Source organism: Pseudarthrobacter sp. KH_020_B (assembly GCF_057840185.1).
The window spans coordinates 629603-645117 of record NZ_CM174506.1 but is presented as its reverse complement, the minus strand read 5'-3'; the positions used below and the strand labels follow the sequence as shown (position 1 = coordinate 645117).

General features: G+C 65.6%; 14 protein-coding genes, 1 tRNA gene, 1 other RNA gene and 1 pseudogene. 9 read left to right on the top strand and 8 right to left on the bottom strand.

Going from position 1 to position 15515, the window contains the following annotated elements; translation table 11 throughout:
- Positions 1-3: 3 nt before the first annotated feature.
- Positions 4-675 (bottom strand): LytR C-terminal domain-containing protein, encoded by a 672-nt coding sequence (locus AC3IT0_RS03140; protein WP_489322346.1) that lies wholly within the window; start codon positions 673-675, stop codon positions 4-6.
- Complete coding sequence (locus AC3IT0_RS03135; RefSeq protein ID WP_058930154.1) at positions 668-967, bottom strand: type II toxin-antitoxin system VapB family antitoxin; 300 nt, start codon at positions 965-967, stop codon at positions 668-670. The genes AC3IT0_RS03140 and AC3IT0_RS03135 overlap by 8 nt, the downstream gene beginning before the upstream one ends.
- 140 nt (positions 968-1107) lie before the next feature.
- On the opposite strand from AC3IT0_RS03135, the gene AC3IT0_RS03130 reads away from it, so the two are divergent.
- Positions 1108-2037 carry a Cof-type HAD-IIB family hydrolase gene (locus AC3IT0_RS03130; protein WP_489322345.1) on the top strand — a complete coding sequence of 310 codons (930 nt, stop codon included), beginning with the start codon at positions 1108-1110 and terminating at the stop codon, positions 2035-2037.
- Between the two features lie 280 nt (positions 2038-2317).
- Positions 2318-3733 carry a stealth family protein gene (locus AC3IT0_RS03125; RefSeq protein ID WP_489323705.1) on the top strand — a complete coding sequence of 472 codons (1416 nt, stop codon included), beginning with the start codon at positions 2318-2320 and terminating at the stop codon, positions 3731-3733.
- Positions 3734-3735: 2 nt separating this feature from the next.
- On the opposite strand, the gene AC3IT0_RS03120 is transcribed toward AC3IT0_RS03125, so the two are convergent.
- The 3 genes from AC3IT0_RS03120 to AC3IT0_RS03110 all read right to left on the bottom strand — a co-directional run bounded on the left by AC3IT0_RS03120 (position 3736) and on the right by AC3IT0_RS03110 (position 6771).
- Positions 3736-4668 carry a phosphodiesterase gene (locus tag AC3IT0_RS03120; protein WP_489322344.1) on the bottom strand — a complete coding sequence of 311 codons (933 nt, stop codon included), beginning with the start codon at positions 4666-4668 and terminating at the stop codon, positions 3736-3738.
- 123 nt (positions 4669-4791) lie between these two features.
- On the bottom strand, positions 4792-5319 hold the full coding sequence (locus tag AC3IT0_RS03115) for a glutathione peroxidase (RefSeq protein ID WP_489322343.1): 528 nt from the start codon (positions 5317-5319) through the stop codon (positions 4792-4794).
- An 81-nt stretch (positions 5320-5400) separates the two neighbouring features.
- Complete coding sequence (locus tag AC3IT0_RS03110; protein ID WP_489322342.1) at positions 5401-6771, bottom strand: M23 family metallopeptidase; 1371 nt, start codon at positions 6769-6771, stop codon at positions 5401-5403.
- 166 nt (positions 6772-6937) lie between these two features.
- Here AC3IT0_RS03110 and AC3IT0_RS03105 point away from each other — a divergent pair, with 166 nt between their 5' ends.
- Positions 6938-7858 carry an oxygenase MpaB family protein gene (locus AC3IT0_RS03105; protein WP_489322341.1) on the top strand — a complete coding sequence of 307 codons (921 nt, stop codon included), beginning with the start codon at positions 6938-6940 and terminating at the stop codon, positions 7856-7858.
- Positions 7859-7919: 61 nt separating this feature from the next.
- Here AC3IT0_RS03105 and AC3IT0_RS03100 read toward each other — a convergent pair.
- A tRNA-Ser gene (locus tag AC3IT0_RS03100) sits at positions 7920-8007 on the bottom strand.
- Between the two features lie 459 nt (positions 8008-8466).
- Between AC3IT0_RS03100 and AC3IT0_RS03095 the strand changes: the two genes are divergently transcribed.
- Both AC3IT0_RS03095 and AC3IT0_RS03090 read left to right on the top strand, forming a co-directional pair.
- Positions 8467-10005, top strand: coding sequence for a M28 family peptidase (locus AC3IT0_RS03095; RefSeq protein WP_489322340.1), 1539 nt, complete (start codon positions 8467-8469; stop codon positions 10003-10005).
- An 86-nt stretch (positions 10006-10091) separates the two neighbouring features.
- Entirely contained in the window at positions 10092-10418 is a 327-nt protein-coding gene (locus tag AC3IT0_RS03090) for a hypothetical protein (protein WP_489322339.1), read from the top strand.
- Positions 10419-10505: 87 nt separating this feature from the next.
- Here the strand turns inward: AC3IT0_RS03090 and AC3IT0_RS03085 are convergent, their stop codons facing one another.
- Positions 10506-10664 (bottom strand): type ISP restriction/modification enzyme, encoded by a 159-nt coding sequence (locus tag AC3IT0_RS03085; protein ID WP_489323704.1) that lies wholly within the window; start codon positions 10662-10664, stop codon positions 10506-10508.
- Positions 10661-10981 carry a type ISP restriction/modification enzyme gene (locus AC3IT0_RS03080; protein WP_489322338.1) on the bottom strand — a complete coding sequence of 107 codons (321 nt, stop codon included), beginning with the start codon at positions 10979-10981 and terminating at the stop codon, positions 10661-10663. The genes AC3IT0_RS03085 and AC3IT0_RS03080 overlap by 4 nt, the downstream gene beginning before the upstream one ends.
- A 164-nt stretch (positions 10982-11145) precedes the next feature.
- Here AC3IT0_RS03080 and AC3IT0_RS03075 point away from each other — a divergent pair.
- The 4 genes and pseudogenes from AC3IT0_RS03075 (at position 11146) to recR (ending at position 15502) form a co-directional block, all read left to right on the top strand.
- A pseudogene (locus tag AC3IT0_RS03075) lies at positions 11146-11349 on the top strand (Txe/YoeB family addiction module toxin).
- Between the two features lie 64 nt (positions 11350-11413).
- Positions 11414-11510, top strand: an RNA gene (gene ffs / locus AC3IT0_RS03070) — signal recognition particle sRNA small type.
- A 50-nt stretch (positions 11511-11560) separates the two neighbouring features.
- Complete coding sequence (locus AC3IT0_RS03065; protein WP_489322337.1) at positions 11561-14839, top strand: DNA polymerase III subunit gamma and tau; 3279 nt, start codon at positions 11561-11563, stop codon at positions 14837-14839.
- 63 nt (positions 14840-14902) lie between these two features.
- Positions 14903-15502, top strand: coding sequence for a recombination mediator RecR (gene recR, locus AC3IT0_RS03060; RefSeq protein ID WP_489322336.1), 600 nt, complete (start codon positions 14903-14905; stop codon positions 15500-15502).
- Positions 15503-15515 lie beyond the last annotated feature (13 nt).

Below are 15515 nucleotides of genomic sequence, written 5' to 3'. Positions count from 1 at the left end.
GGCCTAGGGTTTGGCGCCGGCCGTCGGAATAACCGGCCACTTGGCGTCGTCAGCGATCCGCCGGCTTTCGCGCGGGCAGCTGAGCGTCCCGGGAGTCTGGTCTACCTGGTCCGCGGCGGCGAGTTCCTTGAAATCGCTGGAAAGAATCACGTCAACGCTGGCGTCCGTCCGGCCGTCCTGGAAGTAGTCGGAGCCGGGCAGGTTCCGTTGGACGCTGAACGCCGCAGACTGCCCGGCAGCCCCGGAAACCACCGCGGCCACGCCACGGAAGCCAGCCTCCGTGTTGGCTACGGCCCCCACCACAAACTTCCGGACCAGCAACTCGTCCGCCACAGCGCGGGCCAGCCCGGGGCGGCTGGTCGAGTTAAACACGTTGAGGTTGATCTTGTCGTTGGGGGTGTAGTCAAAGGTGGCCCCGGGACAGGTGGTCCGGGGCTCGTCGCTGCCCGCCGTCGTCGGAAGGTTCAACTGCCCGTTCCTGATGGCCAGGGCAATGATGATGGCGCCGGCAATGAGGCCCAGCAGCAGAACCAAAACCACTCCGTGCACCACGCGGCGGCGCACGCGCACGGGATTGTCGGGGTCGCCGGCGGCCTCAAATGTGGCACGCAGTTCGGGGCCGGTGACAACGTGGTGGCCGTGCAGGACGCTGGCGTCCTTGGGTTTCCTAGCCATCTATGACCAGCACGCGGGCGTGGATGGCGGTCCGCTGGTGCAGCGCTGTCCGGACGGCGCGGTGCAGCCCGTCCTCCAAATACAGGGTTCCCTGGTACTGCACCACGTGGGGGAAGAGGTCACCAAAAAAGGTGGAGTCTTCGGCCAGGAGTGCTTCGAGGTCCAGCGTCCGCTTCGTGGTCACCAGTTCGTCCAGGCGGACAGGGCGCGGCGGCAGCGACGCCCACTGTTTGGGCGTGTTGAAACCATGGTCGGGATAGGGGCGTCCCTCGCCCACAGCTTTGAAGATCACCATGCCACCCTAGGCAGCTTGGCGGCGCAAGAGAAGTGTCCGGCCCGCAGCACCGCAAGGTTGTAGCCAAACTGTCACATGCCGCGGACATTGCAGCGCCCGGGGCAGGATCGAAGGGCCCTGGCTGACACAATGGAGGTATGACCGCACCCGAATTCCCTGCCAGCACCACGCCCGGCGTCCGCCTGCCGTCCACCCCGCCACTTGCCCTCCTCCTCGACGTTGACGGACCCGTGGCCAGCCCCGTGACGCGTGACGTGAAACCCGGCATCATTGCCGATCTGGTGGCGCTGGCCACCGCCGGAATTCCGGTCGTTTTCAATACCGGCCGCTCCGATGCCTTCATCCGGGAGCAGGTCATGGAGCCGATGATCGCCGCCGGCATTCCCGCCGGGACCATCATCCACGCCATCTGCGAGAAGGGCGCCGTGTGGTTCAGCTACACCGCCGCCGGGCCCGGCCCCATCCACGTTGATCACGAACTTGCCGTGCCCAAGGCCTACGGTGATGACGTCCGCAGGCTCGTGGCCGAGGACTACTCCAGGCACATGTTTTTTGACGAGACGAAACGCGCCATGGTGTCCGTTGAGCAGCACATCGCGGTGCCCTCCGCCGATTACCTGGCCGAACAGAAGCTTTTCGATTCCGACGCCATGGGTCTGATGGGCCGCCACGGTATGGGCGCGGTCCGCCTGGAGCACCACGCACCGAATTCCGACGACGAGGTGGACTACCGCGTCGATCCCACCATCATTTCCACCGACATTGAGTCCGTTCGGCTGGGCAAGGACCTCGGCGCCAGCCGCGCCGTGGAGTTGCTGGCGGCACAGGGCATCACGCCGCAGGCGTGGCGTACCGTAGGGGATTCCCGCACGGACTACGCCATGGCGGACTGGCTGCACCACAACGACCATCCCGTGAAGCACGTTGATGTCCGCCCGGCGGACGGCGTTCCGGTCAAGCCCTATGACGTGCTGACCGCCACCGATCTGGGTCTTGGGGAAGATGTCATTCACGACGACGCCGGCGAAGCCTTCCTGCGCAGCTGGCGGGAGGCCATGGTCGGCTGAGCCGTCCCCGGCCGGGGCGCCCGTTTGAGGCCTGCCATTTTGGGGGTCGCGCTATTATTCAAATAAGAACGCTTACCATTTAGCCGCGACGGAGACAACCATTACAGAAGCACCTGTCCAGGACGAGATCTACTACGGCGGCCAGGCGTCCGTAGAACCGCGCACGCATGCGGAGGTGACATCTCCGGCGGCTGAGGCGCGGCTCAAGCACCGGCCTGACGTCGTCCGGCACAAGGGCAGGTATGCCCTGATCAACCACAACCGGACGCCTTACCAGGCCATGGTTGAGGACCTGCTGTTCCTGCGGGGCGTCCTCGCGGGCGAGGGCCTGGACTACCTGTTGGTCCGGGGCAACAACGACCGTCCGGTCATCGCCCTGGACTGGAAGGACCGCAAGAAGCTGCGTGCAGCCTTGGTGGCGGCCTGCCGCAACGAGCCCGTCTACTCCATGACCGTGGACGCGAAAAAGAAGTCCTCCGTGCTGGTGGCCGACGGGGATCTCTCCCCCAACCGCCAGGCCCGCATCTTCCGCCTGTACCGTCCCCGAGTTGAGCCCGACGGCGGTTTCGAGTTCGGCTCCTCCGCCGGCGTTCAGATTGAGCTCTGGAGCTTCGAGGGCGATCAGCTGATCCTCCCGATCGAAAACTCCCTGACCCGCCGCACCATGCAGTACCAGGACGCTGTCCGCGGGACGGTTGAACGGTACGGTCACACCTGGCCCACCATCGAGAACATGTTCGCCGACCATGCCAGCGACATCAGCTTCGACATCGACCTGGTGTTTTCGTGGGTGGACGGCAGCTCGCCCGAATACATCGCGGCCCGCCGTGCCCAGCAGCAGGGTGTGGTTCTCGGCGAAGGCGACGACAGTGACGCCCGCTTCCGGCAGATCAACGAACTCAAATACGCCCTGCGCTCGGTGTACATGTTCGCGCCCTGGATCCGCCGCATCTTTATCGCCACGGACTCTCCCGCCCCGGCGTGGCTCGCGGAGCACCCGTCGGTAACCATTGTCCGCAGCGAGGAATTTTTCGCCGATCCCTCAGTGCTGCCCACGCACAACTCGCAGGCAGTGGAATGCCAGCTCCACAACATCGAGGGCCTCTCCGAGCACTTTCTCTACTCGAATGACGACATGTTCTTCGGCCGCTCTGTGGGCCCGGACATGTTCTTCACTCCCGGTGGCGTCACCAAGTTCATCGAGGCCGAGACCCGGATCGGGCTGGGCGACAACGACGCCGAGCGCAGCGGCTTCGAGAACGCCGCCCGGGTTAACCGCAAGCTACTCTGGAACCGCTTCGGGCGGATCACCACGCGGCACCTGGAGCACACCGCCGCCCCGCTGCGGCGCAGCGTTGTGGCCAGGATGGAGCGTGAGTTCCCGGAGGAGTTCCAGAAGACGGCGGCGAGCAGGTTCCGCGGCGCGGACAACATCTCGGTCACCAATTCGTTCTACCACTACTACGCCCTGCTCACCGGCCGAGCCGTCACGCAGACCGCGGCCAAGGTGCGCTACGTGGACACCACCATGCGGGCCGGGCTGAACTACCTGCCCAAGCTGCTGGCCAAGCGGAACATGGACTTCTTCTGCCTGAACGACGGCAGCTTCCCCGAAGTCCCCGCGGACGAGCGCGCCGAGATCGTGACCGATTTCCTGGAGAAGTACTACCCCATCAAGGCGCCCTGGGAGCTCTGACGCTAGATGGCGTAGTACGGAAGGGATACCTTCCTCACGCCCCCTGCTTTCGCCGTGTCCGGGATGGTGATGCCCGCCGCGGCCAGTCGCTCGGTAGTCATTTCCGAGGTGACATGTTCACCCACGGTGACCGCGCTGCCCAGCGGAACCACGGAGTGGACAATGGTGTGCTCGTAGACGTGCACCAGGTTGAAGGCCTGCCCGCCGTCCCGGCCGCGGGTGCCGCCTACGGCGACGTTGAGGTCCTGGGTGTAGCACGTGGCAGAGGCGACGGAGACAGGAATCCCCGCAAAGGTGGCGGTGGTCGAGTAGTGCAGATGCCCGGCAAGAATGGTCCGGACGTCGGAGTTGCGCACCACGGAGGCCAGGCTTGCCTGATCGCGCAGTTCCACGAGCACGGACAGGTCAAGGACCGACGGGACCGGCGGGTGGTGGAGCGCCAGGATGGTGCCGTCGGGAGCCGGGGTATCCAGCTGGCGGGTGAGCCACCCCAGCTGTGCCGGGCTCAGCTCGCCGTGGTGGTAACCCGGGACGGAGGTGTCCATGGTGATGATGCGCAGGCCGTTGATGAAGTAGCTTCGGTCCACGGGCGCGTCGCTGGCCGGCTCGCCCAGCAGCCCGGTCCGGAAGTTGGCGCGGTTGTCGTGGTTGCCCATGGCCCAGATGACCTGGGCGCCCATGTCCGCGCAGGCGGGATCAACGATTGCCCGTAGCTTTGCGTAGGCTTCAGGGTCGCCTTGGTCGGCGAGGTCACCCGTGAAGATCACGGCCTCGGGCCTGGCGCCGGAAGCCCTGACCTCTTCGAAAAGCTGAATGAGCTTGGCTTCGCTGTCGACTGCGCCGTAAAGGGGATCCGGACCTCCCAACAGGTGGGGGTCGCTCAGGTGGAGAAGGAAGTGGCGTGGCCGGGGGTGTTCGGCCTCGATGTGCTTCATTGCTGCCTCTGTGGTCGGTGGGAAACGGCGTTTCCCTTCTACCCTTCAGTAACTATTATCCAATCAGACAATTGGCAAACTGTGGGTAAATCGTTGGTCAGAAGTTGGAAAAAACTAAAAGAATTACGCTCCGGAAAGTTCCGTGATAGCGGCCGGTACGTCAAATTCGGCCAGTGCCATTTCAATGGCATCGATGACTTCGGCGGAGTCCGGTTCGACGCTGGGCGCGAAGCGTGCCACCACGTCGCCCTCGCGGTTGACCAGGAACTTCTCAAAGTTCCATTTCACCAGGCCGGGCAGCACACTGGTTTTGAACCTCGTCAGCTCGGCATAGAGCGGATGCTGGTCCTTGCCACGCACATTGGCCTTGGCCGTCAGCGGGAAAGTGACACCGAAAGTCCGCTCGCAGAACTCGGCGATCTCGCTGTCGTTGCCCGGCTCCTGGCCGGCGAATTGGTTGCACGGAACTCCGAGCACGTCGAAGCCGCGGTCGCGGAACTTCTCGTAGAGCGTCTCCAGGCCCGCGTACTGGGGAGTGAAACCGCACTTTGACGCCACGTTCACCACCAGCACCACGTTGCCCTTGAACCGGCCGAAGTCGGTTTCGGTGCCGTCGTTGAGGGTGAGCGGAATGGTGTACAGGTCTGTCACAGCGCCGTCCTTGAAAGGTTGGTCATGCAGGTGATTCGTGGCCAACCATCAAGGGTACGGGTGCAGTCTGGGAGTTCTCTGTCAGGGGCCCGCCGACTCGGACAATGTTGCGGTGCCTGTGGGCGTGGCGGTGGTTGTAGCTGTCGTAGTAGACGAAGGCGAGGGCGACACCGTTTCCGCTGGGGACGCGGCACTCGTTGTGACTGTTGGCTCCACCGCTGGCGCCGGCGTCGGCGTTGTGCGCGAGCTAGGCCGGAACAGCCTGGTCCTAGAGGCAGTGGGCGTCGGAGACGCGCTCGTCGTCGGTGCAGGGGAGGTGCCCGTGGGGGTGGGTGAGGTGCCCGTGGGGCTGGGAGACGTCGTCGTCGGCGTGGCGCTTGGGGTGCCCCGCGGCGGACGCGTTGGCCAGCGCGAGGAAGACGTCGGGGAGGGTGACGCCGTCGAGGTGGGTGTTTTCGTCGCTGTTTCCGTCCCCGATTCTGTCGCAGTGGGGTCCGGCGTCCCCGATTCAGTCGGGGTAGCGTCCGACGACGGCCCTTCCGTAGGTGCCTCGTCCTGCGGTTCTGTCGTTGGCGGCGTTTCGACCGGATCGGGCGCCTTGGACAGTTCCTCTTCGCCGCCAAGGACCGTGTGGCTGTTGTCCTCGGCGACAGGGATGGCCCAGCGTTGCGCGCCGGCGCCCGCGGGCTTGGCGTCATAGCTGCCCATTGCTATGTCCTCGAGCTCGTCCAACTGGCGAATACGGAGGAGCGTCCAGTTCAGCGGGCTGGTGTGCTTGCCGTGGAGGATGGTTTCGAAATGCAGGTGGCAGCCCGTGGACCATCCCGTGGTGCCCACCCGGGCAATGACCTGGCCCACCTGCACGGAGTCCCCCGTCCGGACCGCGACAGCTTCCAAGTGGTTGTACGTGGTGATCAGGCCGTTGCCGTGGTCTATTTCCACGCGGTTTCCGCCGCCCCACGGGTGCCAACCGGCGGCCCGGACCACGCCGGAGTCGGCCGAATAGACCCTGGTGCCGCAGCCTGCAGCGAAGTCCTGTCCCAGGTGGAAATCGCCGCCCGCACCGGTGATCGGACTGACCCTGTACCCGAATGGGGAGCTTGACGCGAGGAACTCTAGAGGCGCCATGAGAGAACCCTCCGGGGGGCGGGTGAGCCCGGCAGCGGCCACATTGAGCGGAGCGCTCCCGCCCTTGGCGATGGTCCTGACCAGGGTGCGGTTGAACGGAACCAAGGCGCGGCTGTCCGTCAGGAAAGCACCGAGCACGGGCGTTCCAACATGTCCGGTGCCGACCGGCGACGCTGCCGGATGGTGTTCAACGGGGAGCGGTCCGGGGAATCCGACGACGAATAGCGACCCGGCAACAACTGTGCTGGCGGCCAGCGCGCGCACGGCTATGGCGCAGCCGCCCGCGGGCTCCTTGTCCCGGCCGGATCCCCAATGCTTGCCCACTCGTTACTCCCGGGTTGGCCCGCCAGACCCCGGATCCAGACGGACTTTCCATCTCATGGGACCACAAAGGCCCGGGCCTGTGAACCCCCGAGCCGGTACGGCTGCGGACATTTTGTGGATCCGCCGTCAGAACCATGCCCGCCGGGCTCTGGGCGAGAATGGTGACATGCGAAAGTTCCTCAGGGAATGGCAGGGCGAAATCAAACGGGTTTTCACCGGCACCACTGACGGCCCGCCCGCTTGGGTTCCGCGGCTGGCCGAAGGGGACGACGCCGGCTATCACCTGCCCGGCTCGGCCGTCTGGGCGGTGCACGGCTCCATGACCACCATTGTGGCCGGGGTCCGCGCGCTCCTGATGCAGGCCCTGCATCCGGGAGCGCTGGCGGGGATCCACGAGCACTCCGACTTCCGCACGGATCCGCTCAGCCGGCTGGCCCGGACCATCCGCTGGATCTTCACCGTCACCTATGGTCCACAGGCAGCCGCCGACGAGGCTTCCGCCCGGGTCCGTCGCCTGCACGAGCCTGTTCAGGGGAGCTATGGTGACGGGCACGGCGGCGAGCGGAGCTACTCGGCCAATGATCCGGAACTCGCCCGCTGGGTCCACATCGCGTTCGTGGACGCCTTCCTCTCGGCCCACAAAATCTGGGGAGCCGGGATCCCCGGCGGCCCGGACGCCTACGTACGCGAGTGGGCCCAAGCTGGACGGCTTATGGGCGTCGAGGATCCGCCCCTGAGCGAGGCCGAAATGCGGGAGCAACTGGACCGCTGGTATAACAACGGTGAGCTCGTGGCGGACAGCAGGGTTGCCGAGACCGTCGAGTTCATCCGCAACCCGCCACTGCATCCGCTGCTGCGCCCTGGCTACCGGATCATCTTCGCCGGCGCCGTCTATAGCTTGGAGCCGAAGTACCGCCGGATGCTGGGCCTCCAGGTCCCCCGGCTGGGGCCATTCCCGCTCCCCGTGAGGCTGGCAACGAAGGTGACTCTCGGCGTCGTGCATCTTGCCCTCGGACGCGGGCCTGGACCGAGCGAACAGGCGGCCCGGGAGCGCCTCCACCGCCTCGGCTACGAATTCGACTGCTGACGCGGGGTCAGGCCGGGATGCAAAAATCCCGGCCCTGACGAGGTCAGGACCGGGATTAATTTGGCGGAGAATGGGGGATTTGAACCCCCGAGGGCGTTAACCCAACACGCGTTCCAGGCGTGCGCCATAGGCCGCTAGGCGAATTCTCCAGCTGCTTTCGAATCAAAAGCAGATACTAGACTACCTGAACATTCCGGCATCGCCCAATTGGGCCGGCGGACTGTTACCGCACGCGGCAATCCGGGCTCCAGCTGGCCCGTTAACGTAAAAATGGACGCCCCCAATGCGCCCATTCCTCCGATACGCCGTTGAGCTGCCGGGTCCGGCCCTCCAGCCAGGCCCCGCAGCTCACAACCTTGAGATTGCCCCAATCGGTGTACATACCCATGATCGGCCTTGCCTGCCGGATAAGCAATGCGACGACGAGACAAATCGCCCGACGGCGGGCCGGCCAGCCACGCCTCCCGCCGGCACCGCCGCCCAGGCGGACGGCCCTGGGCAGGACCCTTACCAGGCAACCCTTCACGAGGTGACTACCGGAGAGTACATTCAGCGCTACCGTACCCGGCTACCCAGAGGCCGGGTCTGGCACCAGGGAGATGCACAAAATGCACAAGCTGCAAGCAGGACACAGACCCTCCGCCCTCGCCGCAGGCGTGGCAACTTTTGCCATCCTCGCCGCTGCAATGACGCCGCCGGCCAAGGCAGACAACGGGACCGACACGCGATCAATCCGCGATGCCGTCTCCGCTGAAGCCATCATCGACCACCTTGAGGCGCTGCAAGCCATCGCCGATGCCAACGACGGCACCCGCGCTGCCGGCACGCCAGGCCACGTCGCTTCGGCGGAGTACATCGAGGAACAGCTAGACGCCGCAGGTTTCGAGACCCAGCGCCAGTACTTCGACTACTTCAAGTTCTTCCTGGACGGCGAGGCCTTCGAGAGGTTGACGCCCACCCCCCGCACGTACACGACGGACGATTTCTCGGCCATGTCCTATTCAGGTTTCGGTGACGTCAGTGCCACCGTGACCCCGGTGGACATCAATCTGGTGGGCGACCGTGCGTCCACGAGCGGCTGCGAGGCCGCCGATTTCGCCGGCTTCCCAGCCGGGCACATCGCCCTGATCCAGCGGGGCACGTGTACCTTCAACGCCAAGGCGGTCAATGCCGAGGCAGCCGGGGCCGCCGGCGTGATCATTTTCAACCAGGGCAACAGCGCTGACCGCGTGGGCGTAGTCCAGGGCACCATCGGTGCGCCGGCGCCGGGCAACCCCGCCGTGACCATTCCGACCGTTGGCGCGAGTTTCGCCGTCGGCGAGGAACTCGCAGGGCTTCCGGGCGCTACAGCCCGCGTCATGGTTGCCGGTACCGTGGTGCCGATCCAGACCTTCAATGTCCTGGCAGAAACCGCCGGACGCGCCGACCGGACTGTCGTGGTGGGCGCTCACCTCGACTCGGTGGCCGAAGGCCCGGGCATCAACGATAACGGCTCCGGCTCCGCAGCCATTCTTGAGACGGCCCTGCAGCTTGCAGAGCCCGGAGAATCGCCGCAGAACCGCGTCCGCTTCGCCTGGTGGAGCGGTGAGGAAGACGGCCTGGTTGGCTCCGACTTCTACATCTCGCAGCTGAGCAAGACCGACTTCAAGAACCACGCGCTCAACCTCAACTTCGACATGGTTGCCTCGCCCAACCCGGTCCGTTTCGTTTACGACGGCGACGGCAAGGAGTTGGGCACCGCTGGCCCCAACGGTTCTGCACTGATCGAAAAGGTCTTCCTGGACTACTTCGCCTCACAGGGCCTGGCCACGGAACCCACTGAGTTTGACGGCCGCTCGGACTACTTCGGTTTCATCGAAAATGGCATCCCAGCGGGCGGTCTGTTCACGGGCGCCGAGGAGATCAAGACGGCAACGCAGGCGGCCATCTACGGTGGCAGGGCCGGCATCGCCTATGACCCCTGCTACCACCAGGCGTGCGACGACATCGACAATCTCGACGAAACGGTCCTGGAGGAGATGGCGGACGCCATCGCCCACGCAACGCTGACGTTCGCGGAAACCACCTCTGCAGTGAACGGCACATCGAAGGGCTTGGGCACCGGCACCACGCAGCTGGAGTTCAAGGGCAGTCACGCAGTCCGCTGATAGGTAAGGCGCGGATCGCTTCTTTCCACCCCCGCGCGGGAAGAAGCGATCCGCCGTCGGCGCCCATTCGCTGGCAGGATGTTGCCATGACCCAGCTGAATGCCCTCGTGGTGTACGTTCCGCAGACGCATGCCGATGCGGTTCTGCGTGCCATCGGCGACGCCGGTGCAGGCCGGATCGGGAATTATTCGCACTGTTCCTTCACTTCTCCCGGCACGGGGCGTTTCACTGCCCTGCCCGGCGCCGAGCCGTTCATCGGGGCTGTGGGGACCGGGGAGGTGGTGCCCGAAACCCGCATCGAGTGCGTGGTTGAGGAGGACATGCTCGACGCCGTGGTGCGGGCTCTGCGGGCAGCCCACCCTTACGAGGAGCCGGCGTTCATGAGCTGGCCGGTGGACGGCTGGCGACGGTAGCGGGTGTCCGGGCCTTTGCACCAGCGGCCCTGGCCCGCTTGAGCGGTGCAGGCCCGCACCGCTCAAGCGGGCCAGGGCCGCGAAACGTCAGAAGTCCTTGACCTTCGGGATGCGCGGCAGCATCTTCATCAAGTCGGCCTTGTACTGCTCCTTGTACGTGGGGCTGTGGAGCAGGCCGTAGACGTAATGGAAGATGTCTTCCTTGCTGATGGCGGGGTCCTCATAGAAACCGCGGTAGGCAGTCAGCGTCGCGTCAGTAATGTTGTCCTTGCGAACATAACCGTCGACGACGGCGGGATCGGCCTCCCCGAAAGATCACCCCGCGCTTCGCTTGAGACGGGCTCGTAGGTGTAGAGGCTGAAGGCTTGGTTGCCGCCGTTTGGTGTCAATGCCGGAACAGTGTCGTTCATCAGGACTGAAAACGCTGCCGCTGAGCCACCCTGCGGCATGACAATGGCGAGGTTCTGCTGTGTGGGCGAGGGGAATAGCTTCGGCAGTTGATAGGTCCTGTGGTTCAGCACCCCGTCGAAGTATGCGCTCTGCCTGCAGAACGGCCGATACATGGATGGGATGATCTTGCCTGGATCGAAATCCTGCTTTGTGCCGCGGCTCCAGCCGCGAAGAAGTGATCATCACGCGCCCCGGCAAGGAAGACGTGGTCATCGTCTCGTGGGACGAAAGCGCGCGGGAAGACTACCTGTGGTGGCAGGCCCAGAACCGCAGGACAATGATGCGGATCAACGCCCTGATTCAAGACATCGCCCGGAACGGCAACGAAGGCATCGGAAAACCCGAGCCACTCAAGCACGGCTTCCATGGCTATTAGTCACGCCGCATCACTGACGAGCACCGCCTCGTCTACCGTTACGCGGAAGGTGGCTCCGGCGTCGAAATCCTGATCGCAGCCTGCCGGTATCGCTACGGCAACTAATCGGACTCTGACGGGCCACGAAACTGGTCGTCCAGACCTTCCTGAATCTTCGGGTAAACTTGTCTGCGGCCCCTCATGTGGCGTCATCCTGTTGAACTCCCCCAGGACCGGAAGGTAGCAAGGGTAAACGGGCTCTGGCGGGTGCATGGGGGGTCTTTACTATTCCCCCACAGGGCCGCAGACTGTCAGCCCGGATTGGTAGGGTTTTCTCGTGACTGTTACTACCACCGCCCTTTACCGTAGATACCGCCCCGATTCGTACGCGGACGTCATCGGGCAGGAACACGTTACCGAGCCGCTGATGACGGCGCTGCGGAAGAACCGCGTCAACCACGCCTACCTCTTTTCCGGCCCGCGCGGCTGCGGAAAAACCACCTCCGCCCGGATCCTGGCCCGCTGCCTCAACTGCGCCCAAGGCCCTACGGACACCCCCTGCGGTACGTGCCCCAGCTGCATTGAACTCGCCCGCGGCGGCTCCGGCTCCCTGGACGTCATCGAGATCGACGCCGCCAGCCACGGTGGCGTTGACGACGCCCGCGACCTGCGTGAGCGGGCCACCTACGCGCCCGTCCGCGACCGCTACAAGATCTTCATCATCGACGAAGCCCACATGGTCACCTCCGCCGGCTTCAACGCCCTGCTGAAGATCGTGGAAGAGCCGCCGGAGCACATCAAGTTCATCTTCGCCACCACGGAGCCGGACAAAGTCATCGGCACCATCCGCTCCCGCACGCACCACTACCCTTTCCGGCTTGTCCCGCCGGAGCCGCTGATGGCGTACCTGGAGCTCCTCTGCAATCAGGAAAACGTTCCGGTGGCTCCCGGCGTTCTGTCCCTTGTGGTCCGTGCCGGCGGCGGCTCCGTCCGCGATTCCCTGTCAGTGCTGGACCAGCTGATGGCCGGTGCCGGACCCAACGGCCTCGACTACGAGCTGGCCGTCGCCCTCCTCGGCTACACCCACGCATCGCTGCTGGACGACGTAGTGGAAGCTGTGGCCGCCTCCGATGCCGCCACAGTTTTCCGGGCCGTGGACCGCGTGGTGCAGACAGGCCACGATCCCCGCCGCTTCGTCGAGGACCTGCTGGAACGCTTCCGCGACCTCATCATCGTCCAGGCCATGCCCGAAAGCGCCCAGGTAATCCTCCGCGGCATGCCTGCGGACCAGATCGCCCGGCTCCAGAACCAGGCGCACAACCTCGGGGCTTCCGAACTCTCGCGCGCCGCTGATGTCACCAACACGGCACTGACCGAGATGACCGGCGCCACGTCTCCCCGCCTGCACCTCGAGCTTCTCTGCGCCCGCATCCTGCTTCCCAGTTCGGAGCAGTCCGAACGCGGCATCGCTGCCCGGATCGACCGTGTGGAGCGCCGCCTGAACTACGCCGGGAACGACGTCGGCGCTCCCGTTCCGGCGGGCGCTGCGGTTTCCGTGCAAGCAGCTTCTGCGCCAGCCGTTTCTGACACGCCCGCTGCGGCACTTCCGGTTGCTTCGGTTCCAGCCGCGGCACCGCAAGTTGCTGCGGCGCCGGTTGCTGCGCAGCATCCTTCAGCGCCGGCCGCTGCCGGTCCTGAGTCGGCCCGGCCACAGGTCGTCGGAGCCGAAGAAGCCAGGACATCGCTGACACCGCCCAGGGTCAGCACCAACGACTGGCCGGTTGACGAGCCCACTGGCAGGCGGCCCGTTTCAACGCCGCCGACAACCAGTCAGCCCACCCGGGAGACCGGGCCAGACACCGCCCGCGCAGTTCCCTCGACCACCTCGCCGGCAAGCACCGACGCTGTCACGGCTCCTGCCGCCGCACATGCTCCGGCTGCACCCGGCCCGGCAAGCACTGGCGCAGCCGGCACAGGCGACGTCGAAGTCTTGCGCCGTGCCTGGCCGGAAGTTCTGCAGACGCTCTCCAAGATCAAGCGCAGCACGTGGGCGCTGGTTGAGCCGAACGCCCAGGTAGGTGCCTTTGACGGCCAGGTCCTGACGCTGTCGTTCAGCACCACCGGGTTGGCCGGCGCCTTTGGCCGGGCTGACCACGCTGAGAACCTGCGGCAAGCGATCCACAAAACGGTGGGCATCGACTGCCAGATCACCGCGGTTGCCGGTGGCGCCAACAGGGCAGCGAGCGCTGAGCCAAACCCAAAAGCGCCCGCTAGCCCGGAAGATCCGCCCAGTTCAGCCGACGTCGCGTGGGGCCTGGCCCCTGCCAGCGCCGTTTCCACCCCTGCCGTCCATGCCACCGTGCCTGCACCTCCGCCTGCCCCCGCGACACGTGCCCCTGCACCAGCCGCCCCGCCTGCCGCTCCCACTGCTTCGGCTTCTGCAGGCGCAGCAGCCCCTGCAGAGGCTGTCCAGCACACAGGCGCCGTCAGCGCACCGGCAGATACTGAGTCCGCCCATGTGGCAGCCACCCAAGTACCGGCCGCCCAGGCAGCAACCACCCAGGTATCAGCCGCCCCGCGTCAGTCGGGACCAGCTGAGCCGGATGCCACTGCCGGTTCGTACGCCTACTCCGATGACGATTGGGGTCCACCGCGCGACGAAGATGCTCCGCCGCTGGACGAGGAACCCCCCGTGGACTGGGATCCTTCGGCTTCCTCTATGCCACGCCTGTCACCGGCACAGCCTGAGCCTTCGGTGGCCGCACGTGCCAATCGGCCCGCTCGAAGTGCTCCAAAGGCTGCCGCAGCAGTAGCCTCCCCATCGGCCAGATCCTCTCCCGGTGCATCGGCGGCTGCTCCGTCACAGCCCGACACGGCACTGGATCCTTGGGGCCGGGCCGTGGAGCAGGCGCCGGGTGTATGGGTGGTTGGCACCGAGCCCAATGTTGGCAAAAGCCTGAACACGTCCGTCCCGGAAGAGGCCAAAGAGACGGCTCCCGCGCCCAGCTACGAGCCGGCTACTGCCCAGGTCCCCCAGGCGTCGTCTGCCGTCAGCCAGTCCGAAGCCGACGCCAGTTGGGGCTTGCCTCCCGTGGCTGCCGCCGGAACCTCAGACGTCGCCGCACATCATCCAGCCGCACCAGAAAGCCACGCGCCAGAACGCCACGCAATAGAAACTGCGGTGCCACAGAGCGGCGCCCCAGTCGGCCAGGCAGCAGTGAGCCAGGCACCTGCTGGCCAAGCCCCGGCAGTACCGGCAGTCCCGCCGGGGGAAGCGGTGGTTCCCGAGCCGGTCGAGGTCCGCGAGTACGCGATGGCATCCGCCGCTCCGGCTACCGCACCCCTGCAGCCGGCCCCGGCAACCTCCGAGTCGGCTGCTGCCGCCCGGCAGAGTCTTTACCAGCGTCTGTCCAACAGCCCTGAGGCCGAAGCCGGGCGTGCAAAGGCTCCGGCCAGGGCTGCCGCCGCCACCTATGTCCAGGACATTCCAAGCGCGGACGATGAAACCATCGAGGAATCCGGCGTCTTTGGACGCGCCGCCGTCGAGCGTATTCTGGGCGGAAAGCTGATCGAGGAGCGATCCCCGGACGGAAGCCCCATCGCTTCAAGGTTCTAGGCACCTGCCGCATATGCTCCGGCAACCCCAGTCACCATCCAAGCCAAACCAAAAGAGGAAAACGTGTACGAAGGTGCAGTCCAGGAGCTGATCGACGAGCTCGGACGGCTACCCGGTGTCGGTCCCAAATCCGCCCAGCGGCTTGCCTTCCACATCCTCGAAGCTGACCCCCAGGACATGAAGCGACTCGTGGACGCCATCACCATGGTGAAGGAACGCGTGAAGTTCTGCACCGTCTGCGGCAACGTCACCGAGCAGGAATTGTGCAACATCTGCCGCGATCCCCGCCGGGACCCGTCAGTCATTTGTGTGGTGGAGGAGTCCAAGGACGTCCTCGCGGTGGAGCGCACCCGGTCCTTCCGCGGCCGCTATCACGTGCTGGGCGGAGCCATCAACCCCATTGCCGGCGTCGGGCCCGAACAGCTGCGGATCCGGGAACTCCTGACACGGCTGAACGACGGCGCCATCCAGGAAGTCATTATCGCCACCGACCCCAACCTCGAAGGCGAAGCAACAGCCACGTACCTGGCCCGAATGCTGAAGACAATCGGCATCGCGGTGACCAGGCTGGCCTCCGGCCTCCCCGTGGGCGGTGACCTTGAGTACGCCGACGAGGTCACGCTCGGCCGCGCATTCGAAGGCCGCCGCAACGCCCTGACCTGATCTGACTGACGGG